The 24,424-nt window shown below is 29.3% G+C and carries 21 protein-coding genes; 14 read left to right on the top strand and 7 right to left on the bottom strand.

The window, feature by feature from the left end:
* Positions 1–238 precede the first annotated feature (238 nt).
* From metK to ACJA23_RS01990, 9 genes are all read left to right on the top strand, one after another.
* Positions 239–1,375, top strand: a complete 1,137-nt coding sequence (metK, locus tag ACJA23_RS02030) for a methionine adenosyltransferase (RefSeq protein WP_406613511.1) — start codon at positions 239–241, stop codon at positions 1,373–1,375.
* Positions 1,353–1,805 (top strand): NUDIX domain-containing protein, encoded by a 453-nt coding sequence (locus tag ACJA23_RS02025; RefSeq protein ID WP_406613509.1) that lies wholly within the window; start codon positions 1,353–1,355, stop codon positions 1,803–1,805. Before metK ends, ACJA23_RS02025 begins: the two co-directional genes overlap by 23 nt.
* An 89-nt stretch (positions 1,806–1,894) precedes the next feature.
* Complete coding sequence (locus ACJA23_RS02020; RefSeq protein ID WP_406613507.1) at positions 1,895–2,131, top strand: hypothetical protein; 237 nt, start codon at positions 1,895–1,897, stop codon at positions 2,129–2,131.
* The gene (locus ACJA23_RS02015; protein ID WP_406613505.1) at positions 2,124–2,792 is read left to right on the top strand and encodes a diadenylate cyclase; all 669 of its coding nucleotides are present in this window, start codon (positions 2,124–2,126) and stop codon (positions 2,790–2,792) included. Before ACJA23_RS02020 ends, ACJA23_RS02015 begins: the two co-directional genes overlap by 8 nt.
* Before the next feature lie 2 nt (positions 2,793–2,794).
* The gene (mgtE, locus tag ACJA23_RS02010; RefSeq protein ID WP_406613503.1) at positions 2,795–4,261 is read left to right on the top strand and encodes a magnesium transporter; all 1,467 of its coding nucleotides are present in this window, start codon (positions 2,795–2,797) and stop codon (positions 4,259–4,261) included.
* 7 nt (positions 4,262–4,268) lie between these two features.
* Entirely contained in the window at positions 4,269–4,628 is a 360-nt protein-coding gene (locus ACJA23_RS02005; protein WP_406613501.1) for a hypothetical protein, read from the top strand.
* A gap of 9 nt (positions 4,629–4,637) precedes the next feature.
* The gene (locus tag ACJA23_RS02000) at positions 4,638–5,213 is read left to right on the top strand and encodes an MHJ_0274 family protein (protein WP_406613499.1); all 576 of its coding nucleotides are present in this window, start codon (positions 4,638–4,640) and stop codon (positions 5,211–5,213) included.
* Positions 5,197–5,796 carry a CDP-diacylglycerol--glycerol-3-phosphate 3-phosphatidyltransferase gene (pgsA, locus tag ACJA23_RS01995; RefSeq protein WP_406613497.1) on the top strand — a complete coding sequence of 200 codons (600 nt, stop codon included), beginning with the start codon at positions 5,197–5,199 and terminating at the stop codon, positions 5,794–5,796. The genes ACJA23_RS02000 and pgsA overlap by 17 nt, the downstream gene beginning before the upstream one ends.
* A gap of 39 nt (positions 5,797–5,835) precedes the next feature.
* The gene (locus ACJA23_RS01990) at positions 5,836–6,627 is read left to right on the top strand and encodes a hypothetical protein (protein WP_406613495.1); all 792 of its coding nucleotides are present in this window, start codon (positions 5,836–5,838) and stop codon (positions 6,625–6,627) included.
* A 40-nt stretch (positions 6,628–6,667) separates the two neighbouring features.
* Here the strand turns inward: ACJA23_RS01990 and glpK are convergent, their stop codons facing one another.
* From glpK to dhaK, 5 genes are read right to left on the bottom strand one after another with little or no spacing between them, the layout of a single operon-like run.
* Positions 6,668–8,200 (bottom strand): glycerol kinase GlpK, encoded by a 1,533-nt coding sequence (gene glpK, locus ACJA23_RS01985; RefSeq protein WP_406613493.1) that lies wholly within the window; start codon positions 8,198–8,200, stop codon positions 6,668–6,670.
* Between the two features lie 15 nt (positions 8,201–8,215).
* Entirely contained in the window at positions 8,216–9,364 is a 1,149-nt protein-coding gene (glpO, locus tag ACJA23_RS01980) for a type 2 glycerol-3-phosphate oxidase (protein WP_406613491.1), read from the bottom strand.
* A gap of 9 nt (positions 9,365–9,373) precedes the next feature.
* Positions 9,374–9,763, bottom strand: coding sequence for a dihydroxyacetone kinase phosphoryl donor subunit DhaM (gene dhaM, locus ACJA23_RS01975; RefSeq protein ID WP_406613489.1), 390 nt, complete (start codon positions 9,761–9,763; stop codon positions 9,374–9,376).
* Entirely contained in the window at positions 9,763–10,362 is a 600-nt protein-coding gene (gene dhaL / locus ACJA23_RS01970) for a dihydroxyacetone kinase subunit DhaL (RefSeq protein ID WP_406613487.1), read from the bottom strand. Before dhaL ends, dhaM begins: the two co-directional genes overlap by 1 nt.
* 12 nt (positions 10,363–10,374) lie before the next feature.
* Positions 10,375–11,373, bottom strand: a complete 999-nt coding sequence (gene dhaK / locus ACJA23_RS01965) for a dihydroxyacetone kinase subunit DhaK (protein ID WP_406613485.1) — start codon at positions 11,371–11,373, stop codon at positions 10,375–10,377.
* Positions 11,374–11,714: 341 nt separating this feature from the next.
* Between dhaK and ACJA23_RS01960 the strand changes: the two genes are divergently transcribed.
* Positions 11,715–12,578: an MIP/aquaporin family protein gene (locus ACJA23_RS01960; protein ID WP_406613483.1), complete on the top strand. Its 864-nt coding sequence runs from the start codon at positions 11,715–11,717 to the stop codon at positions 12,576–12,578.
* A gap of 127 nt (positions 12,579–12,705) precedes the next feature.
* On the opposite strand, the gene ACJA23_RS01955 is transcribed toward ACJA23_RS01960, so the two are convergent.
* Both ACJA23_RS01955 and ACJA23_RS01950 read right to left on the bottom strand, forming a co-directional pair.
* Positions 12,706–13,797 carry an ABC transporter permease gene (locus tag ACJA23_RS01955; RefSeq protein WP_406613481.1) on the bottom strand — a complete coding sequence of 364 codons (1,092 nt, stop codon included), beginning with the start codon at positions 13,795–13,797 and terminating at the stop codon, positions 12,706–12,708.
* Entirely contained in the window at positions 13,797–14,741 is a 945-nt protein-coding gene (locus tag ACJA23_RS01950; RefSeq protein ID WP_406613479.1) for an ABC transporter ATP-binding protein, read from the bottom strand. Before ACJA23_RS01950 ends, ACJA23_RS01955 begins: the two co-directional genes overlap by 1 nt.
* Before the next feature lie 564 nt (positions 14,742–15,305).
* Between ACJA23_RS01950 and ACJA23_RS01945 the strand changes: the two genes are divergently transcribed.
* The 4 genes from ACJA23_RS01945 (at position 15,306) to ACJA23_RS01930 (ending at position 24,391) form a co-directional block, all read left to right on the top strand.
* Positions 15,306–16,961, top strand: a complete 1,656-nt coding sequence (locus ACJA23_RS01945; RefSeq protein WP_406613477.1) for a hypothetical protein — start codon at positions 15,306–15,308, stop codon at positions 16,959–16,961.
* Between the two features lie 94 nt (positions 16,962–17,055).
* Positions 17,056–17,784, top strand: a complete 729-nt coding sequence (locus ACJA23_RS01940) for a hypothetical protein (RefSeq protein ID WP_406613475.1) — start codon at positions 17,056–17,058, stop codon at positions 17,782–17,784.
* Positions 17,785–17,880: 96 nt separating this feature from the next.
* Complete coding sequence (locus ACJA23_RS01935) at positions 17,881–18,105, top strand: hypothetical protein (RefSeq protein WP_406613473.1); 225 nt, start codon at positions 17,881–17,883, stop codon at positions 18,103–18,105.
* A gap of 301 nt (positions 18,106–18,406) precedes the next feature.
* Positions 18,407–24,391 (top strand): sugar-binding domain-containing protein, encoded by a 5,985-nt coding sequence (locus ACJA23_RS01930; RefSeq protein ID WP_406613472.1) that lies wholly within the window; start codon positions 18,407–18,409, stop codon positions 24,389–24,391.
* Positions 24,392–24,424: the final 33 nt, after the last annotated feature.

Below are 24,424 nucleotides of genomic sequence, written 5' to 3'. Positions count from 1 at the left end.
ATTAGTCAAAATGATAACATCTGTTATCATTTTTATACACCTTTTTTATCAAAATTATTTGGATGCAAATAAATATCTGTGCTATAATTAATTAGCTTATTTGCATCAAGAGTATGGTAGCTTGACAGCATTGACCATTGCCAACCTGCTTTAGCAAGGTGGAGAGTTAGGGTATAACCAACATGCAACTTACCTTAATTTTAATCTCCTTGTAAATAAGCAAAAGGAGATTTTTATTATGAGAAAACTATTTACAAGTGAAAGTGTCGGTAGAGGACATCCGGACAAATTATGTGATCAAATTAGTGATGCTATTTTAGATGAATATTTAAGAAGAGATCCAGTTGCTAAAGTAGCAATCGAAACAGTTGCAAGTGGACACAATATTTTTATAGCAGGTGAAGTTCAATCAAACATCGCTGTTGATGTAATCGAAATTGCTATTAACATCTTAAAAGAACTTGGATACTATTCAACTCGAACCAGTTTTCAAACTGATATTAGAGTGCAAAGTCCTGACATTGCACAAGGAGTTGAAAAAGGCGATGAAATTGGAGCAGGAGACCAAGGAATTATGTTTGGTTATGCAACCAATGAAACACCAACTTATATGCCTTTAGCGATTACTTTAGCACACGAATTAGTTAAAAGAGCTGAAAAATTAAGAACAGACGGTTTATTTAAGTGAGCTAAAGCCGATATGAAAAGTCAAGTTACTGTTGATTATACTGACCCAAATAACACTTTAATTGACACAATTTTATTAAGCATTCAACACTCAGATAAATGAGATGATGAAGAATTTAAAAACTATATTAAAACGGATATCATCGGATACGTTTTAGATCAATATAACTTACCTCAACCAAACCGTATTTTAATTAACCCAACTGGTAAATTTATTATTGGAGGTCCAATTTGTGATACTGGACTAACTGGTAGAAAAATTATTGTTGATACTTATGGTGGTTCAGCTAGACACGGTGGAGGTGCTTTTAGTGGTAAGGATGCTACAAAAGTTGACCGTAGTGCCGCTTATGCAGCTAGATATATCGCAAAAAACATTGTAGCTGCAAAATTAGCAGATAAAATCGAAATTCAATTAAGTTATAGTATCGGTATTGCTCAACCTGTTTCAGTTTCTGTTGAAACATTTGGTACTGAAAAAGTAGCTAAAGAAGTAATTGAACAAGCAATTTTAGCTTTATTTGATTTAACTCCAAAAGGTATTATTACTAAATTAGATTTAAGACGACCAATTTACCAAAAAACCTCATATTATGGGCACTTTGGTCGTAATGATTTAGATTTACCATGAGAAAAATTAGATATGGTAGAAGCTTTACAAACTTATGTTAAAAAACATTCAAACTAGAAAACTAAGTATTTCAAGTGGTTTTGTTATTTTTGACCAAAACAACTTAAACAAAGTACTTTTAGTTCAAGAACAAGATGGTTCATTTGGTTTTCCCAAAGGAAGAATTGAACCAAATGAAAACTTACTAGCTACAGCTAAACGAGAATTATTTGAAGAAACTAATATAAGTGCAAATTTATTAACTATTTATCCAAAATATCACATTGTTTCACACTATACGCTTGAAGAATTTGATGTTGATCGTAAAGTTACCTATTTTGTAGCTTTAATTGATGAAAATCAATGCAATTTACTAAAGCAAGAAGATGAAATTTTAAGTGTTAAATTCGTTGATTTAACTACTGCTTTAGCACTTTTACAAGCAACTAGTTTTAATAAATATTTAGTGCTTTTAGAAGCTATCAAATTTGTCCAATCAAAAAATTAATAACCTAAGTTTTCCTTAGGTTTTTCTTTTGATTTTTTCATAAAAAAATTAAAATATATGTATATATACATATAAAAATAGGAGGCATGATGGAATACAATCAACAAACAAGTAAAATCGATTGAATTGATTTTAGAAAAAAAGAAATTGAACATGCCATATTAAAGGCACAAAGTGAGGATGTTAATAAAGCTTATCGTTTAAGTCAAAAAAACTTGCCTTGATATAAACGAGAATTGTTTTATAACTCATTAGGTGCAATCACCAGTTTATTTGTATTAGTTTTACTAGTTTTAATTGCTTACTTTGTAGCTACTTATGCTTAAACTAAAATTAATGCAAGAAGCAATTGATTCAAATGCTAAAGCTGATAATCCATCACTTTTAACATTTGAATGAAACTACAATGTGGCAATTTTTTCTATCTTAATTGCTGTTTTAGTACTTTTAACAGTAATTTTAATAGTTAATGTCTGACCACATATGGTTTCATTTATGAAATCAAGAACAAAAAAAGTTAAGTACGACAAACTAGGAAGAAGCAGTCAAATTAGATTAATTAACCAACTTCGTGAAAGTGTGGAATATTTTTCTAAAAACAAAATTGGTGCTTTAATAACTATTGAAAACAATGATAATTTAGATAACTTACGAACTGATGGAGTTATTTTAAATGCCAACATCTCTAATGCACTACTAATTGCAATTTTTAATAAAAACTCTCCTTTACATGATGGAGCAGTTATTATTCGTGATAATAAAATTTACTATGCAGCAACTTTTTATAAAATCACAAGACGTAGTGTGCAAAACAATTACGGTTCAAGACACCGTGCTGCAATGGGTATTTCAGAACAGTCAGATGCTACAACAATTGTAGTTTCAGAAGAAAATGGGTCAGTAAGAATTATTAAAGGACAAATGATTCATCAAATCAAAGTCGAGGAGTTCCAAGAACAACTAATTAAATTCTTAAAAGAGCAATAACAATGGAATTTACAGAAACACTAAGAGAAAACTTAGTTTTACAACTTAAAGAACTAGTTTGAAACAAAAGCGTTAAAAACATACGTGAACTTGAAGATGAATACCCTAAAGCTGACTTTGCTGAAACTCTCGAAGAACTTGATAGTTACGAACAACTATACATTTTAAGAGTCTTAAAAACTGACACCGCCGCAGAAGTTTTCTCTTATTTAGAAGATGATACTAAAGCTAAATTAGCTTCTAGTTTTTCTGAAGAATGAGGAACTAAAATTTTACAAGAGCTTCAATCAGACGAACTAGCTGATATTTTGGAAGATTTACCAGCTAATATTACTCGTAGGATTTTAGCAGAAACTAATGAAGATAAACGTAGCAAAATTAATGCTATTTTACAATATAGTGACGATCAAGTAGGAAGCATGATGAGTGTTGATATTTCAATTATTCAAGCTAGCTGAACTACTAAAAAAGCACTAAAAGAAATTCGTCATGACTATCGTCAAAATAAAGAGTTTTCTCACAACTTTTATGTAGTTGATGAGCAAGGTAGATTACTTGGGGATATTACACTTGAAGAATTAGTGTTTAACGATGAAGACCAAATTATTGATGAGTTATACAATGTTGTAACTAGTGTGCACCCTTATGATAATAAATTACACGCAGCTCAAATCTTTTCAGACCACGACCGTTCTACTGTAGCTGTAGTTAATAAAGATAACTTTTTAATTGGAATGATTACTTCTGATGATGTTATTGATGTTATTCAAGAACAAGCAACTGAAGATATGTATAAAATGGCTGGTATTAATCCAGAAGCTGCTGAAGAAAGTTATTTAAAAACTAAAATTTGACAGATTGTTAAATCTCGTACTGTATGATTAATTATTTTAATGCTTTCAGCAACCATTAGCCAATATATTATCCAAGCCTTTACTGAACTTAGTGAACACTTTATCCAAGGGTTAGGTGTTGCGATATCAACCTCAATTATTGTTGCTTTAATTCCGATTATTTCTGGTTCAGCTGGAAACGCTGGAAGCCAAAGTTCAACAACTATCACACGTGCTTCGGCACTTGGTGAAATTGAAAAGCAAGATATTTGACGAGTTGTTTTAAAAGAAATGTCAATTGGGGCTATTATTGGTTCAATTATGTTTGCTGTCAATGTCGTTAGGCTATATATTTACTTTTCAATCCCTGGTTTTAGAGGGCTTCCATACGAAGAGGCTTCATGAACTTCAATTACATTTATTATTTTAGCTAGCTCACTTTCACTTTTAATAGTTGTAGTTTTTGCTAAATTTTTAGGAACAATGATCCCACTAGTTGCAATTCGCTTCAAAAAAGACCCAGCCGTTATGTCTGCTCCAATTTTGGCTACCTTAAGTGATGCTTTATCGACTTTAATCTTTTTTGGTCTAAACATTGGTGTTTTAGCATTTGGTAACTATATCGGACTTATTTAGGAGTAATATGGAAAAATTTGATAAAGAAACACAAACAACTAACTACACATTAGCTGATGTTGAAAAAGTTAAATTACTTGCTGAAGCTTTAATTGAAGCTAAAAATGAAGTTGCAAAACTAAACAAAGAATTAAAATATCTAGTAGCTAATACAGATGTTCCATTTAGTGAAACTTTATCTAACGGTGGAATAGTTTCTTATGATTTAGTTCAACCTAAACCTAGATTTAATTATAACCGTTATACAGGTGCTTTATTACAAATTATCGAAAGTGGACAAGAATTAAGTGAAGATGCAAATGAAATTTTAAAACAAGCTTGCTTTGATCATAAAGAAGCAAAGTGAAAATTATCAATTAAAAAATAAAGGAAGAAAATGGATTACACACTTATTATTTGAATTATTTTAGGTATTCTAATTGGTACTGTTGTTGTTTGATTTATTTATTCATACATCAAAGAGAAAAAAGACAAAAAGAAATTAGCTATCGCAGCTAAACAATTAGAAAAAGAAACAGCAATTTACACTCGTGAGTTAGCTATTTCACTAAAAGCTCTAACGGAACACAACAAACAAGTTCAAAGTGAATTTGTGCCAAGTATTGGTGAATACAAAATGTCAGATTTAAATAACGCAGCTAAAAACACTATTTTAGAAATTACTAAATCACCTAAATTTAAAACTTGTTATTTAGAAACTCAATCAAGACAAAAATTTGTACAAGCTATTATGATGTTGCAAGACTTAAATAGTAATTTATGAGATAAAAAACTACAAAGCGTAGTTGAAGTTTTTGATAAATTTTTAGATGAATCAGAAAAACAAATTGCTAAAGAAAATGAAACTGATTTTATTAAATTAGCAGAAAAACAAGATTTAGAAAAACAAATTATTGATTCATATAATGAAAAATTAAAACAAACTAAGGAAAGCAATGAATCTGCCAAATAAACTAACTGTTGCTAGAATTTTATTTGTTATTCCTTTTGCAATTTTTGCCTCACTTGCAATTTATTTTATTAAAACACCAAATAATTTTGTTATTTTTAACTCACTAGCTTTAACTACTTTTATTGTTGCTATGTTAACTGACTTTTTAGATGGTTATTTAGCTAGAAAATATCATTTAGTTACTGATTTTGGGAAACTATGAGATCCAATTGCTGATAAGCTAATTACAGTTTGCTTTATTTTTTACCTAACTCAGTTGGATAAAATATACTGATTTGTGGCTGCCTTTTTTATCCTACGTGATATTATCGTTGATGGAGCTAGAGTGGTGATGGCTCAAAATAAAATAGAAGTAGCAGCCAATAAATGAGGAAAATTAAAAACTATCTTAATTACAGCGTTTTTAATTGTAACTTCAATTATTGTGTCTTTAGAAGCACAATACAATATCGCTTCAATTACTTGAGCTAATTACTTAAGTCAAAGTATTTACACCATTTTACTTGTTTCATCAGTCTTTTTAAGCTTAATTTCAGTACTGATTTACTTAAGAGCTATTTTACCTTATATCAAAAACAAATAATCATTTCACACTAATTTATATATAAACCCTTTTGAAGCTATGTTTTCAGTTTATAAATCACAATTACCTTGAGAAATATTAATTTCAGAATTTGTTGCTTTGTTTTTATTAGTTTTAGCTAGTTATACAGCTACTTTTTTAGGTAAAACTCATCAAAAATATCGCTTTATTTTTGCTAGTTTTTATGGGGCTTCTGTTTTTGTTGTACCTTTAATTGGAGTTGGTTTATTTAGGTTACTTACCCATTTAAGTGCAACTGATAAATTAATTCAAGTTGATAATGTAACAACTGTAGTTAATCCGATGAATAGTTTATTTTATATCTTTATTGAACTATTTTTAAGTTTATCTAGACACACTAAAGCTAACTTAACTTTTTCCAATATCATGATTTTAATGGTGGTACATTTATCGAGTGTAATTTGTGCTTCAGTTGTCTGATATTTTATTCGTAAAAGGTATAAATTTGACCACTTTTTACAAGTGCCTAATGTTTTTAACTACGATCAAACTTTAAAAAACATTGGTTTATCAATCTTTTTTATCGGTGCATTATTTGGGGTGCAAATGATGTCTCGATTGCATCAAACTTCAATCTTCTTAAATGCATTTTTAACAGCTTTTATTTTGTTTTGCTGTTTAATGTTTGCTTCGTATGTTTTAAATATTTTTAGCTTTCCAAGTAATATTTATGTATCACTAAGCCGTTATTTTATGATTTTAGTCTATCATCGCAACTTTTTTCTAAATACAGTTGCAATGGCTGAAACTACCTTAACTTACACAATGTTTACTTGTTTTTTCTCGGTTTTTGCTATTGTTATTTTATAAACAAAAAAATCAAGCCATTAAGCTTGATTTTTCTTATTAGTTATTCATTGATTTCTTTTAGTCAACCTAAAGTTCTTTTAATTGCAACTTTTCAGGCTTTTAGTAAGAATTTACGTCTAGGAGCTTCCATTTGTGGTTCTCAAGTTGTATCAATTGCTACTAGTTTTTGTAATTCTTTTTGGTCTTTTCAGTATTTTACATATAGTCCAGCTAAAAATGCTGCACCCATAGCTGTTGTTTCAACGCATTGAGGTCTTTGAACTTTAATTTCTGAAATATCTGATTGGAATTGCATTAGGTAATTTGATCTACTTGCTCCACCATCAACTTTTAAGAGCTGAATTGGTTTACCTAAATCACTTGCCATCGCTTGGATTAAATCATTTGATTGTAAAGCGATCGATTCAGTTGTAGCTTTAACTAAATGTTCACGTTTAGTTCCTCTTTCAAGTCCAAACACTGACCCACGTGAGTATGAATCTCAATATGGTGCTCCTAAACCTGTAAATGAAGGAACAACTACAACATGGTGTGTTTGATCTTTTGAAGCTAATTCACAGTAAAAATCACATTCAGCAGCATCATATACAATTCTTAGTGAGTCTCTAAGTCATTTAATTGATGCACCAGCAATAAACACTGATCCTTCTAAAGCATAAACTGGTTTTTTGTTCCCTAATCTTCAAGCTACAGTTGTAAGTAAGTTATTTTTACTATTAACTGGTTTTTCACCGATGTTCATTAAGGTAAAACATCCAGTTCCATAGGTGTTTTTAACAGTACCAGGTTCAAAACATAATTGACCAAATAAAGCAGATTGTTGATCTCCTGCTACCCCTGTAATTGGAACTTCTCCAACTGCGTTAATGCTTCAAAATTCAGGTCATACAGTTCCATAATCATCAGATGAAGATTTTACAGTAGGTAAAATATCTCTCGGAATATCAAAGATTTTTAATAGTTCATCATCTCAATCCATTGTGTGGATGTTAAATAATAATGTTCTAGAAGCATTTGATACATCAGTTGCATGTACTTTTCCACGAGTTAGTTTTCAAATTAATCAAGTATCAATTGTACCAGCTAGTAATTTACCTTTTTTGTGTAATTCCATTGCTTTTGGTACATTTTGTAATATTCACCGGATTTTAGTTCCAGAGAAATATGGGTTTAGAATTAACCCTGTTTTATGTTTAATTGTTTCAACAACTTTAGCATCTTTTTCAAGTTCTTCACAGTATTCTTGTGTTCTACGGTCTTGTCAAACGATTGCGTTATATACAGGCAATCCAGTTGTTTTGTCTCATAAAACTACTGTTTCACGTTGGTTGGTAATTCCAAGAGCGGCTACATCAGTAGATTTAATTCCTGCTTTATGTTTCGCAGATTGCATTGTTGATAATTGGGTGTTTCAAATTTCAAGAGCATCATGTTCAACTCAACCACTTTTTGGGTAGTATTGAGTAAATTCAGTTTGGCTAGCAGCTACAATTTCAGCGTTTTTGTTAAAAACAATTGTTCTACTGCTGGTTGTACCTTGATCTAGGGTAATTACATACTTTTGTTTTTCCATGTTTCTCCTTGGTGATTAAACTAATTGAGTGAAATCAGGTTTAAAATCAGGTTTTGGTTCTAATTTTACATTTAGTAATTTAGCTATTTCTGATGCAATAACTGGTGCTGATGAAAGACCTGGTGATTGCATACCAGCTGCTAAAATAAAGTCTGAGTCATTTTTACTTGGACGAATTACAAAGTCATCGGTTTCAATGTCAATTGGTCTTGAACCTGAAAGTGTCATAATTGTTCTTTCAAGTTTAATATCTGGAATTAAGTCTGTACCAACTTTACCAATGTAGTCATATTTTTCTCTTGTAACTAGTCTTGTATCCTCTTTTGGTACATTTTCTTCGGCTGTAGGACCTACTATGTAGTGTCCATCTAATGTAGGTGCTACTACTACACCTTTTCCGTGAATTGTAGGAACTTTAAATACAACTGAATTAACTAAATTAGGTGTGTATTTATCAAGTACTCTATATTCACCTCTTCTAGTTGTTTGTTTAAAGTCATCAAAACCGTTTTCGTTAGCTAACACATCAGCATAGTGTCCTGCTGCATTAACTATTTTTTTAGCGTAAAATACTCTATTATCTTCAGTTTTAATTTCCAAAAACACCTTCAACTTTTTAATTGAAACTACTTTAGCATTTTTAGCTAGTTCCATTCCATTTTGCATTGCTGCTCCAATTAAAGCTTTAGTCGCTTCAACAGGTGCAATAGCTCAAGAACTAGTACATAAAAGAGCACCTTTTACATCTTTATTGATGTTTGGTTCTTTTTTGATCACTTCTTCTTTTGATAAAATTTGCATATCTTCTTTACGCACTTTATTAATTAACCCACGTTCATAAAGCATATGTACATGTTCCATTTCTTCATCGTTAAAGGCTGTAATTAATGAGTCGATTTTAACTCTTGGAAATTGTAGGTGTTTAAATCACTCATTAACTCATTTTTTATTTCCTTCAACATTCATTCATGGTTCATTTTTCTTTGAAGGATCAGGGTCAAAACCGCCATGAATTAATCCAGTGTTTCCTAATGAAGTTTCATTAGCTAAAACTGGATTTTTTTCAAGTAAAATTAAATCTAATTTGTACCTAGCTAATTCATAGGCAATACTTGCTCCAATAATTCCACCACCTATAATTGCGACATCATGTACTTTTTTCATAATTTGTCCTTAGATTGTTTTTGTAAAATTTTTTAGTTGTTGTAATTCGTGTAAAATTGTGTCTTTAGTTGCTCCTTTGTAATTGGCAGCGGTTGCTACCATTAAACCTTCAATTAAAGGAGCGTCAGCTAATATAACTTTCTCATTAGCTAACATTTCTAAAGCCATTTGTGTTGATAATAATGAACTCCCCATTTCACAAAAAACGAAGATGTATTCTGAATCCATTAAACTATTTATTTGTTCGATAATGTATGAAACATCAGTTCCTAGCTCATCGCTAAAAGGCATACCACCAGCATTTAGTGTGATAAACTCATCACATTTCATAATGTTTGCTAATTTAATAGCTTCATCAACTAGTTTTTTACTATGACTAACTACTACAAAATTAATCATTATTTAGTTTCCTCATAAATAGTTTCTAAAATGTAATACATAGTTTGTGATCCGGCATCAGTTATACCTATTGATCTATTTCCTAAGTAGCTGGCTCTACCTTTGGTTGCTGGAATATTTTTAGAGTTATCTAAGTATTCTTTAGCTACTTTTAGTGCTAATTCCATAGCAGTTTTATGGTCGATATTTGCTAAAACTTTTTCTTGATAAGTTTGAGCAAATGGAACTAAAATATCTACTAACGTTTTTTCACCAACTTTAGCTTTTCCACGAGCTTGAATTCCTTCACCAGCTTTAACTAAGGCATCAGCTAAATTGTTTTCTTTAGCCATTTGCATTAGCATGGTAGCTAAAATTGGTCCACTAGAACCACCTACTTTTGACATCAAAATCATAGCTGAATTATTTAATATCTCTTTAGTAGTTTTACCTTCTCAATTAGGTAGTGTTTTTAGGATTTCTTCGCTCCCTCTTTTGATATTAGTTCCGTGGTCTCCATCACCAATTAAACGGTCTAATTCGTTTAATTGTTCATAATTTAAGATCAATTTGTTACATACTTTTGTTAGTATTTGTAATACTAAATTACTATCGTTCATTAGTTATCCACCTTAAAATAGATTTTGTTTGATTTCAAAATCAAAATATTTTTTAGTTCTTGCACTTAATTTTAAGATTGAAATTGAAAATCCAGGCATTTCAAGTGAAGTCATATAATTTCCAACTACAGTTCGATGAATTTTGACATTTTTAGCTTTTAAGTATTCAACTACATTTTTATTGATAATATTTAATTCCATTAAAGTAGTTGAACCAAGTCCGTTAACTAAAACTACTACTTCTTCATCTTTAATTTGACTTTCTTTTAGTAGTTTTTCTAACATATATTCAACATGTTCTTTGGCACTTAAAAGTTTTTCTTTATGAGTTCCAGGTTCTCCATGAATTCCTAAACCCATTTCTACTTCATCTTCTTTTAGTTCAAAACTAGTTTTGCCAGAAGCTGGAATAGTACATCCACCAAGAGACATTCCAAGCGTTTTTACATTCTGAATTACTTCATTTGCAACACTTGCTACTTCTTCCATACTATTTTTATCTTCAGCACAGCTTCCTGCAATTTTGTGAACTAAAACTGTACCTGCCACCCCTCTTTTTCCAACGGTGTATAAGCTGTTTTTTACTGCAATATCATCATCTACAATAACTTTTACAACTTTGATACCTTCCATTTCGGCCATTTCAGCTGCCATTTCAAAGTTTAAAACATCTCCAGTGTAGTTTTTGATAATCAATAACACACCTAAACCGTTATCAGCAGCTTTAATACCTGCTAAAACTTGATCAGGGGTAGGTGAAGTAAACACTTCACCTGCAACTGCAGCATCTAATAATCCATATCCTACAAATCCTGCATGTGAAGGTTCATGACCTGAACCTCCACCAGATACTAGTGCTACTTTTTTAGTTTTGTTTTTTCTAGCTATGACATTGTTTTTTCTAGCTATGACATTATAGTTAGGAACTTTAATGACATTAGGGTTACTATATTCAACCCCAATGAGCATTTCTTCAACAACATTTTCAACTTTATTTATCAGTTTTTTCATTCTGCTCTTTTCTTTTTCTATTTTACTAACCACTATTATTTTAATCTATGGAATTGTTTCCACAATCTTTTTCAGTGTTTTCACAAGTTGCAAAAATTATTTTTTATCCCCAAAAAATCAGATTTTTTAAAAATTTAGTGTAAAGAAAAACCTAAAAGCATAGCTATTAAGCAACTTGCAAAAATCAGAATTTCCAAATTTTAGAAATTCAAAATTTCAAAAATTAAACTGCAAAATGTGGAAATGTTTCCATATTTAGGAAGTTAATAGTAGAATAATAATGGTTGTGTTAATCACACAAGCTTACACTCTATTTTACTAACCACATTATGGAGGTAAGAATGCACGAAAATGTTTTAGCTTTAGCAACCGCTTCAAATGTTGCAGTTAATACATTAAGTCACGGACAGTTTCTTCTATTTGCATTGTTAGGAGAAATTCTAGGGACTATGATTTTAATTATTTTTGGTAATGGTGTTGTAGCCAGTGTTTCATTTAAGAAAATGTTTGCTCACAATACTAGAGCTAATTGAGTTCTTATTACAGCAGCTTGAGCTTTAGCTGTGTTTTTAGGTGTTTTAGTGGCAGATCAGTTTGGTGCTCCTGGTTATTTAAATCCTGCTGTTATCGTAATGGATTTAATTAAAGGACAAAAAGAAGTTGGAGTTCCAAAGTTCTTAACTAATTATGTTGCAGCTGATGCAACAGCTAATGTATTAAACGCTGGAGAAATGATTTTATTATTAGTTGGTACATTTATTGGTGCTATTTTAGGTCAAGTTATCTTAAATATAATTAACTGAAACCACATCAAAGAAAACCCAGCAGCAGCTTTAAAAGGTTCTTCATGTACAGGTCCAGCTCACGAAAATAAATGAGTACACAATTTCTTATATGAATTTTTAGGTACTATATTACTACTTGTTGCTGTTTTAGTAGCTGGTAAACAAACTGGATTTGCTGGTTTAACTATCGTTGTAGCAGCTGTAACTACTATTGGTATGTCTCTTGGTTCAAGTACAGGTTATGCAATTAACCCAGCTAGAGACCTAGGACCTAGATTGGTATACTACTTAACAGCATTAATCTTTAAAAACAAATTAATTGAACCAGTTAAAGCGGATTGAAAATACGGATTATTAGTTCCAGGACTAGCTCCAGTTGTAGCTGGATTAGTAATGGGTGGAATTAACGCTATTTTCTAATTAAACTAATTACAATTAACACACTTGGTGTGTTAATTTTTTTTTTTTTTTTTTATAGCAAAATGCTGAAAATACTGGCTTAAACGGTATAAAAAAAACACCAAGTTAACTTGGTGTTTTAGCTGACTTATTTACGTCTAGAAACTTTTAATACTAGTAATAATACAGTAAATAGGGCAACCATAGATAATGAGTAAATTACTGAGATGTATTTTTCTACTTCTTGTCCAGCAATAGTTACTTTTGCGCTGTTGATAATTCCTTCATTAATTCCATCTGTTAATTTTTTAACAAATGTTGCAGCTGTTGTCATGTAATTTGGATCATGAGTAGCTTTGAAGAATTCTAAAACAGTTTTCATTTCATTCGCATTTCCATTGTTAATGGTAAACATAATGTTATCTGGTGTTAAGGTGTTAAAATCTGCTGTAATAAATTGGTTTGCAGTTGCAATGTTTTTAAGCAAGATTCCAGCTTGTGTTTGTGGAATGAATGAAATAGGTGCAGATAGGTAATTTGGTAAGAATGAAACTGGGAAGTAACCACCAATTAAGAATCCCCCAACTGATGATAGTAGTCCGTTTAACACTTGGAATACTGACATTGTTTTTACATATGAGAATACAAATACGAAAAACATTGAGTTAATTAAACAAATTAAAACTGTAATACCTACAATTGATAGGAATGTTTCATAATTGGTAAAAGGTGAATCTGGGAACTTAGCATAAATATATGTGTAAATAGCAAATAATGTAAGTAAAGTAATCATTAAATTGAAGATAATGTTAAATACAACATAAGAAAGTCTGATTGTTGTGGTTCGTGTTGGAGCGATGAAAAAGTCATCTAATGTACGGTTTTCACGGTCTCACACGATGTTTTGTGAAAGTTGAATAGCAGTTGTAAATCCTGTAATAGTAATAAGTCCTGAAATTAATGTACCATTGAATAAATAATTGGTTACATTCGAAGTAAATTCACTACTATAATGAAGTTCAATAACCCCTGCTTTTCTTAAAGCGTTTAATGATTCTTCAGGAACAGAACTTAATTCTAAAAATCTTGTATGAATTGTTCCTGGTTCAAAATTCTTACGCACAAAGAAGAAGAAAACAAATAATGTAATAACTGGTCCTAGTAGTAAAAAGACTAGTTTTTCTTTGTTTCTTCAGAACAATTTAATGTTTCTTGCTAACAATGTGTTAAATGTTGACATTATTTACCTCCTTTACCATTTGTTAAGTTAATAAATACTTCTTCCATTCCACCTTTAATTAACTCAAAATTATCAAGTAAATGAATGTGTTTTTTGGTAAATTGGTTTGCTTGTTCATAACTTGGGAATGTTACTTTGTAATATCCACCTTTAAATTCATAATTCATTTTATGTTGATCTAATAATTTCTTAATTCTTTGATCTTCTGAATTATCTTGAATCATAAGTCATGACATTGCGTACTTGGTTTTTAAATCTGAAGGTGTACCTTCTGCTAGTTTTTGACCTTTTTTAATAACTATAGTGTAATCACAATTATCAGCTTCGTCCATATAGTGTGTTGTTAAAATAATAGTTAAACCTTTTTCTTTTTGTAAGTTTTCTAAAATTTCTCACACTAGCTTTCTTGAAACTGGATCTAGTCCTGTTGTTGGTTCATCTAAAAATAAAATTGATGGATTGTGAGCTAATGCTCTAGCAATATCAACCCTTCTTTTTTGTCCACCTGATAAACCTTGGTATTTTTGGTCTACAATATCTTCAAGTTTAAATTCTCTAATAATATTGTTTACCACGTCTTTAGTTTCTTGACCTTTGAACTGGTTTTTATATAAACTTAGTCTTGAATATAAGTTTTCATATACTGTTAGGTTTGGGTCTAAAATTGAACCTTGGAATACAATCCCAATGTTATTTCTAATTTTAGTAAAATCACCCTTAACTTTTTCACCACATAATTCAATTTCACCTGAATCTTTAGCTAAAAGACCCATAATAATATTTAATGTGGTAGACTTACCAGCACCATTAATCCCTAAGAAACCATAAAGTTGTTTACGATATACCTTAAAACTTAAGTCTTGTAGAGCTTTATTTTTCTTAAAACTTTTGTTTAAGTTAGTTATTCTAAGAATAACTTCTCTATCTTGTAAATTTTGGTTCATAAAATACTCCAATACTGTGAAATATTGTTAGACCTATATTAATAACATTAATACGGTCTGAGTTGCACTTTTTTAAAATTCATAAAAAAAGTACGTAATTTAAGAAGTGTTATAAAAGTTGTACTAGTTTTCTGAAACTATTTTTTCACAAAATTTAATTTTTTTAATATGGAAAATTTTTCAGTTAGTTTTCAATTTGTATTTTGCCTAAAATACCAAAAAAGTTAATTTGCACCCCTTAAATCGTTGAAAAATTATTTTTTTCAATTTAATCTTACAATTAATTTAATTTTTATAGCGATTTAGTGAGGTGTTTTTTCACTTTTATGAAAATGTTCCATTTTTACACTAAATAAACTACATACTAGTTATATAAATATTTTGGAACTGTTAAAAAATCTTTTAAAATTAGAAAGAATTAGAACAAAAAAAAAAAAAAAAAAAGATTTTTTGTTTCGTCAAAAAATCCATAATTTCCGCAAGAAATCATATAAATTTAACAATTTAATTCTATATTAATTCTATATAATAAAGCTATTACAAATAGTGATATTAAGAGGAACAATGAAAACTAATAAATTAAACAAAATTCTGAAACTAGGTGCTTTACCTGTTATTATGGGTTCAGGTGTATCTTTATTTGTTTCAGCCACAGATGCTAACTCTGGAAATGATGAGGCTGCAGCATTAGCAAGACGTGTAGAACAAGCTAAAACTAGATTAAAAGGTGTTGTTGATAATAATACTTATAAAGATCTAGGTGGTGGATTTGCTAAGTATCAAGTTGACTTATTAAAAGCTAAAATTGACAAAGATGTAACAAGTGATGAAACTATTGCTTCAACAGAATCATACATTAATGATTTTGCTGAAGCTGTTAAATTTAGTTGGGCTGCTTTAACAACAGCTTCATTTGGTGATTTTACAAGTGATGCCGCTTTAAATGAATATAAAAAAGCGTTCACAAATGCTCAAAAACCTGTTGACAATTTTGATTATAAAAATATCTGAAGTGCTGGTTTTTGAGGTAATTTTAAAAATGAAACTGACGCTTATAAAGCTAAATTAGTGCCTTTGTGAAACATTTTAAAAGGTAATTCAATATCAGAGGCTGATAAAGTTAAGACATTTGATGATGTAAATAATTTCCAGAATAAGATTGTTGAAGCTTATTCACCTTGATTTAATAAAGGTAAAGATGGTAAACCTAACGAAACAAATGACAATGTTAGAACATTTTTTACAAGTTTTATAAATTATCCATTTAATATTCCTTTTTGAGGTGTTAAATATTACAGACCTACAGATCCAGCTAACGCAGACACTGCCATGGTAAATACCGGTAAAAGATATTATTCAAACTGAAATGCAATGTTTGCTCTTTGAATGGGTAATTATTTAAAAAGTGATACAAATACACTTAATAACGGTGACAATAACATTAGATATGGTTATACTTCATCAAACGGATATGCAGTGGGAATTTTTGATTTTACAAATACTAATAAAGTGCCACTTATTAAAAAATATTCAGAATATAAATATTGACTTGAAACTAAAACAACTGAATTTTCACAAGCTGAGAATATCCCAAGTATATGACAGATTTCAGCATCATTAGATAGAAACATTAAAAAATTCAACAGTGTGGAGTATTTATTAAGTAAATTAAATTTCGCTGATAATTCAGTAGTTAACTTCTCTAGACATTTAGCTATTGGTAATGACTTTGAAGGTGATTTAAAACCTGGTGCGCTTGTAGCTGATATTAACAGACTTGGTGCTGAATTAAACGGTAAAGTAAGGGTAAATGATGCAAAAGCTGAATTAGGAAAAGCTATTGACACACTAAATTCAAGAATTGTAAATCTACCTGAATCATCTAAAGCTCCGTATGCGCAATTAGCATCAAATGCAACAACATTAAAAACTAATAACGAAAGATTAGACGATTTATTTGAAGAAAAACGTAAAATCGAAATTGCTTTAGCTAACTTACTTGTTATTGAAGAATTGAACAAATTAGAAAAAGCTGAAGCATTAGTTGGTAATACAAACGAATTCACTAGCCTATTAAAAGCTGCACAAAGAGAAAATGCAAACTCAATTAAAAATGCTATTACCGCAAATGTGGTTGGTACATCAGAAATTAATAAATTTGATTTAGTTAGTTCATATGTTGCATTAGTTAATAAATACATCACAGCTGAAAAAAACTAAGATCAATGAACAAATTGATGCAATAAAAAACCCAAATCTTTCAGCTAACCTTATTGCTTCAGTAAAAGCTGAAATCTTAACTAATACAGTTTCATTGCCAGCTGCAAAAGCAAAATATTTAGAATTATTAAACTTAAGCAGAAGAGTTAATGCAATTGTTACAAAAGTTAACGAAGAAAAAGTTGTTTTAAACTCAAAAGATAACGGTTTATCTTCTGAAGTTAAAAATGAATTGTTGGGAAAAATCGATAATGTTCAAAACGATTTAACAAATGCTAATAATTTAAATGATTTAGACGGTAAGTTAAATACAGCAACAACAGCTGTTAACGAAGTTGGTTCACGTTTACCAATTTCTACAACAGAATTATTAATCAAAAACATTAAAGAACTTTCAGAAGCTATCAAAAATGCTTTCATTCGTCAGTTAAATAACAATTCAGAAAATAACAAAAAAGTTGTAGATGAAGCTAGAAATTTAGCTAATGAAGTTAAAGCTACTGTTGATAAAATTGATAAATCAATTGAAAAATTAAACAGTGACGCTTTCGAAATCACACCTGAAGAAAAAGAAAAGTTACTAAATGACTTAAACACAGCTAAAAACAATATCACTAAAGCTGCTAATAGTGACGCGGTTCGTGAGAGTGTTTCTTCAGATTCAAAATTAATTGCTAAAGTTGATACAGATTTATCAAAAGCATTAGATAAAGAAATTATTGATAACCTAGGTAATTTACCTATTGAATTAAAAGATAAATTAAATAATAAAATCACTGATTCTACTACTGAAAACGCTGTAGTAGTTGCAAAAGCACGTTAGTATAATTTTGCATTAGGTGAACTTGATAAAATTGAGAAAAATGTTCAAAAAGATAGTTCATTATCAGCTGCTTCAAAAACTGAAATTAAAGATAGAGTGGATAACTTAAGAAATAAAATTAATTCAGGTGAAGCTACAAATGTTAGAGCAGATATCAATAATATTTTAAGAATTGCTCCACAAGTTGATTCATCATTTAATTTCGAAACATTAATCTCAACAACAACTGTATTTTTAACATTATTAGGTTTAGGAGCAGTAGTTTCACTATTATCATTATTAGTTGTTAAAGCGAAACGTAAAAAAATAGCTGCTAACTAAAATATTCGATATTAAATTAACATTCATTTGAGTGTTAATTTTTTATATAAACCTTTTACTCTGAAAAAACAGCTTTATATGTTATAAATTTAATGAAATTATGTTATTCAATTGCCAAGACATCAACTAATTTGCACTCTGAAACTTTTAGAAAAAAACACAAAAATTTATTGAATTTAAAAAGAAATGCACTATAATTTAAGTACGTATATTAAATTACAAAAAACTCAATTTAACTAAAAAACAAAAGAAATACAAGAAATTGTATTTCTTTTGTTTTTCTAGAGAAAAAAGGAATATCATGGGTAAAATAATAACTAAAAAATTAGTATTGCTAACTTTAACTAATTCGCTGCTTACAAGTACAGTAATCGCTACATCTTGTTATCAAAATAAAGCTGGTAATATACCTAGCGATAATCAAGACAAAGCAAATGATAATCAGTTAAATTTAGAAAATATCATTAAAACTATAAGTTTAGCATATCCTGATCCTTCAAGTGTTAATGTATTAGATGCTAATTTAGACTTAGTTAAAGTTATTAATTATACTCCTAACCCTAATATTTCGTTTGATTGAGTATTGTCTAAAAGAAATTATTTAACTAATGAGCTTGAGTTTAAAACAACACTAACAAATAAATTAGATAATAGTTCTTTATTTAAAAATATTGTCATTTCAGGTTTTAAGGAAGTACCGATTAAAATTGATAATTTACCTGAATTACATGATCAAAACACAGACATATCTACTGATTATGCGAATTTATCAGTGTTAGAAAGATCAAGTATTAATTTTAATAATGATTGAAAATTCAAATATGGGGATGAAGCTTCATCTTCAATTACATCATTAAACTATAATGATAGACAAATGACAAATTTAAACTTGCCGCATGATTGATCAATTTTTTTCGATTTTTCTCCAAATATTTCAAACGAGTGAGGAGCCCTTGAGGGAGGGGTTAGTTGATATAGAAAATCATTTAACATACCAAAGGAATGACAAGATCAAGAAATTAATATTCACTTTGGTGGAGTTTTTTCAAATTCACAAGTTTGAATTAACGGTCATTTATTAGGAAAATATCCTTCTGGATATTACCCATTCACTTATAACTTAACTAAATACATAAATTTTGGTGGTGAAAATGTTATTGCTGTAAAAGCGGAAAACAAAAGAGAATCCTCACGTTGATATTCTGGTTCTGGGATCTATCGTGATGTAAAATTAGAAGCATTTAATAAAGTTAGAACAATAAGAGATGGTGGAATAGTTATAACCACACCAAAATTAAAAACTCAAAAAGATTCTAATGCAGAAACTAAAATCCAATATAAACTTGAAAATAAAACTAACATTGATAAACAAATAGTAATTGAACAAACAATTATAGACAAAAATACTTGTGAAGTAGTTGCTACAAATAATACTGAAACGCTGAATTTACCAGCACATTCCAAAAATTATGCCTTTGAAAATACTATTTTAGTTAATAGACCCAAATTGTGAGATACCGAAGCTCCAAATCTATATCTTTTAAAAACTAAAATCTGAGATGGAAAATCATTAATCCAAGAGACTGATACTCGCTTTGGTTATCGTTATTTTGATTGAACTGCAAATGATGGTTTTAGCATCAATGGCAGAGAAATTAAATTTAATGGTGTTTCTATGCATCATGATCAAGGTGCTTTAGGTGCTATTAATAATTACGATGCCATTTACCGCCAAATGAAAATGATGAAAGATATGGGAGTTAATGCCATACGTTCAACGCACAATCCTGCTGACATTAATTTAATAGAGATATGTGAAGATTTAGGTTTATTACTAATTAATGAATCTTTTGATACTTGATATACTGTTAAAAAACGTAATGACTATGGAAATGTATTTAACGAAATAGCTACACACCCAGATGCTAATGGAACTGATGTATGAGCCAAATTTGATTTACAGCAAATGATTAAACAAACCATCAATTCACCTGCTATTTTCGCTTATTCTATAGGGAATGAAATTAATGAAGCCTACACTCAAATGGGTGTTGATACTACTAAAAAATTAGTCGATTGAGCTAAAGAAATAGATAAAACTAGATATATTACATGAGGTAATGATAAATATAGATATTATGTAAATGATAATATAAACCGTGCATCTAGTTTACTCGATACAGTTGGTTTTAATTATTCGGAAGATAATTTAGATTACTATAGAACTAATTTTCCGAACTGAAAAATATATGGAGCAGAAACATCCAGTTCCTTAAATTCTAGAGGTGTTTATTTCGACCCAGATGATTTACCTAGTGGAACACCTTGAAAAAGCATTGATGCTTTCTCATATCAATTATCAGATTTTGGAAACAGTAAAGTAGGCTGAGGAAAATCTGCTTTTGGATCATGAAAATTTGATCGTGATCGTAAATGATATACTGGTCAATTTATATGAACAGGATGAGATTATATTGGAGAACCTACGCCTTGAAACCAACGATCTGGTGCCGATGTACCTAAAAGTTCATACTCTGGGATTGTTGATACAGCTGGATTTGCTAAAAATGATTACTATTTGTACCAATCACAATGATTAGATCCAGAAACCAAACCAATGGTACATATTTTTCCTCATTGAAGTTGAGATAATGAAAAATATCGTAAACTAGTACAAAATAGTGAAGGTAAAATACCTATTCGTATTTATTCTAATGCAGATAAGGTTGAATTATTTAAGAATGGAGTATCACTTGGTGTAAAAACGTTCAAAAAGGTAGCAGGTTTTGGTGAGAAAAAGTTCTATAATGAAGGCGAAAATGGAAAATTATATCTGGAATGATTAGTTGATTATACACCTGGTAAAATAGAAGCTAAAGCATTGGATAAAAATTCTAAAATTGTAGCAATTAATGTAATAGAAACAGCTAAAGATCCAGTAAAAATAAAACTAACTCCTGAAAAAACTGTAATAAAAGCAGATGGGGTATCTTTAAGTTATATTCAAGTATCGGCTATTGATGAAAATGGTGTAGAAAACCCATGAGCTGATAACAATATTATTTTTGATATCGAAGGTCCTGGCGAAATTGTAAGTGTTGATAATGGAAATGCAGCTTCAAGAGAAAGATATAAAGCACAGCCTAATGGTGTTTGAAGCAGAAAACTATTTAGCGGTAAAGCTATTGTGATTGTACAATCTAAAACTAATGAAGGAAAAATTAAATTATCAGCTTCTTCAACTGGTTTAAAATCTGATTCAACAAATATATTCACTATTAATAACATTGATTCTAGTTTAGAAACTATAAAATATGTTGATTTAGATACTCAATATAGTTTTGTAAATGAAGAATTGAATTTACCATCAACAGTAAAAGTAGTTTTAAATAACGGTAAATTTGCGACAAAACAAGTAACATGAGATATTACTGGTGTAAATACAAATAATATTGGCACATATCAAGCATCGTTTGTTTTAGAAAATAAAAAACACCAAATTAATGTTGAAATTGTAGATTTTGCATCAACATTTAAAGTTAGAAATATTCATAAAACTATTCATATAAATTCAACAAATCAAGAAATATTAAATATGCTTCCAAATACTATTGAAGCAACAAATGGTGTTATAAATGTAGTTGAAGAAGTTATATGAAATGAACAAATTGAAACTAAAAATAATCATAAAATAATTACTGGTCATTTAAGAAAACACCCACCTATTAAATTTGAAGCAATATTTGCACTTAAAGATAATATTGATTACATAGTATTTGAAAATAATTTATTTACATCGGAAAATATTGCTAATATTTCATCTTCATATCAACAGGGTAATGATCAAGCTGCTAATGTTATAACAGCAACTCCTAATGTTAATCGTAGATGAACCACTTGAAAACCAGGTAATAATTCAAATGCAAAAGAAAATTATTTAACTTTTGAGCTACACAAACAACATAAAATAGGTGCTTTAGCACTAAATTTATATGTTGATAGAAACACTGGTAATAATGGTCCAGAACAAATTATTATTGAATATTCAAATGACAATAATAACTTTATAAAAGTGTCCAATCAATCAAATGTTTCTGATTTTGCAGCAAACGATATCAATAAAACTTTTATCGTTAATTTCGATCCAATAAATGCTAAATATATTAGAGTCAAAGCTATTTCTAGAACTAAAACAAATAACCAATATTGAGTGACAGGTTTTACTAGAATACAAGCATACGAATCAAAAAATAGTTTTGTGTTACAAAATAATGCTAATTTACAAGCTATTAAGTACAATAATAAGCTTTTACCTGATTTTGACCCCAATAAAACTGTCTATAATTTAAACATACCTTATAGCCAAGAATGACCAGATTTAACTTTTGAGACAGATAAAGCTAATAATGTTAATGTAGAAGTTGTTGAAATTAGCAATTGTTTATCTAAAACTTATTTAGTAAATGCTATTGGAGAAGATGGAAAAGTTAAAAACTATACTGTAAATATTCAAAAAACTGTTGATAAAGTGAAATCTCAAACATTAGATTTATCATATTTACCTGTTGGACAAGCTCAAAAAGCTAAATTAACTATAAAACTTGAAGATGATACATTTTTAGATATTTCTAAAGTAGAAAACCTTAAATTTTATGATGAAAATGGTCAAAATCCTACTTTATTTAGCTATGAAAATGACTATATATTAGCGCAAACTGCTGGAAGTGAAAAAGTGTATGCTGAATTTAAATATAAAAACCAAATTTATAAAACTAATGTTGTAACACTTAATATTCTAGAATCTTTAAGTGAAAAGTTAATTACTTCTACAGAGGTTATTAAGTTAGAAACTATGATAAATCAAACAGCGACATTGCCTAATACTATAAGTATTAATTATGAAGGTGAAAGATTTGCTCGTAAAGAAAGAGTTTTATGATCAAAAAGCACACATAGTTTTAATGAACCAGGGGTTTATGAAGTTGAAGGATTTATTGAAAGAACAAACCAAAAGGTTTTTGCTTCAATTTTAGTTTCAAAATTACAATATACAGAAACAGTTTATACAACTAGCGTTCAAGGATTTTTACCAGAATTGCCACAATGAGTATTAACTTATGATAATTTTGGTAACCAAAAAGTTATTAATGTAGTTTGAGAAAAACTAAATAATAGTCAATTTAGTAGATTAAATCAAGTGGTTAAAATAACTGGTAAACTAGTAGGTTTAGATCAAGAAGTTGAAGCTAATGTATTAGTTGTACCAAAATTAGAAGATGAAAATGTTTCAAGAGCTGTAACAGGTTTTGAATATCCAGCTATTTTCGCTGGATATTCAAGTGAAACACAAAATGAAAATAATAGAATTAGTAACCTAAACGATGGAATTATCAATCCAAACAACAAATGAAGTGATTTAAAACAAAATAACTTACAAAGACAAAATTATATTGGTGCTATTTTTGCTAAAGGTGGAGTTTTAACAAGTAAACAGATTGACCAATTACAAATTATTTTTGGTCATGATACTAATTCTAGTGCACCTAAAACTTACACAATTCAGTATTTAGATACTAAACCTACTGATTTACCTGACTTTGCAAATTTAGGAAACATAAACAATACCAACAGCAACTTAAAAAATAATAGCCTTTGAAAGAATGTTTCAATTATTTCACAACCAAGCACATTAAGCGATGACATACAAACACCTAATATCTTTAAGTTCAAACCTGTAAATGCATATGCTATTAGGATACTAATGACCCATAAAGATGGAAGCACTGGAGATGGTATTATAGTTCATGAATTTTCAGTGTTTTCACCTGTAGCATCAATACCAACTGAATATGATATAGATATGGTTAAGGTTAATGGATTATCATTTAATGAGTTTGATAAAAATATTCATGAATATAATTTAAATACTAATTCTATGCCTGTAATTGAATTTGTAACTACCAAAAATCCAATAATTAGGATCGAATATTTAGAAGATAGAATCATTTATATTCTTCAATCATTAAATAAAAGCAATATCTCGAAATATACATTTAAACTAAAAACTAATGATAAAAATCTTTTAGGTGAAGAAGTTGTAAGTTTAAGATCTGATTTAATAGCAAAATTAAGTACTATTTCAATTAAAAATGGTCTTTTTAATTACTTAAAATCCCAAGTATTAATAGAAAAAATTAATTTTTACTTAAAAAATATTTTTTCTAAACGTGAAAAATTTGCAGAAATTTCTTCAGAAGTGGAAAAAATACTTTCATCTCTTGATTAATATATATATATATATATATATATATATATATAG

The organism is Mycoplasma corogypsi, assembly GCF_045276875.1.
GTDB classification, from domain to species: Bacteria; Bacillota_I; Bacilli_A; order Mycoplasmatales; family Metamycoplasmataceae; genus Mycoplasmopsis; species Mycoplasmopsis corogypsi.
The sequence above is the reverse complement of the archived record's forward strand: the minus strand, read 5'-3'. Positions and strand labels throughout refer to the sequence as shown.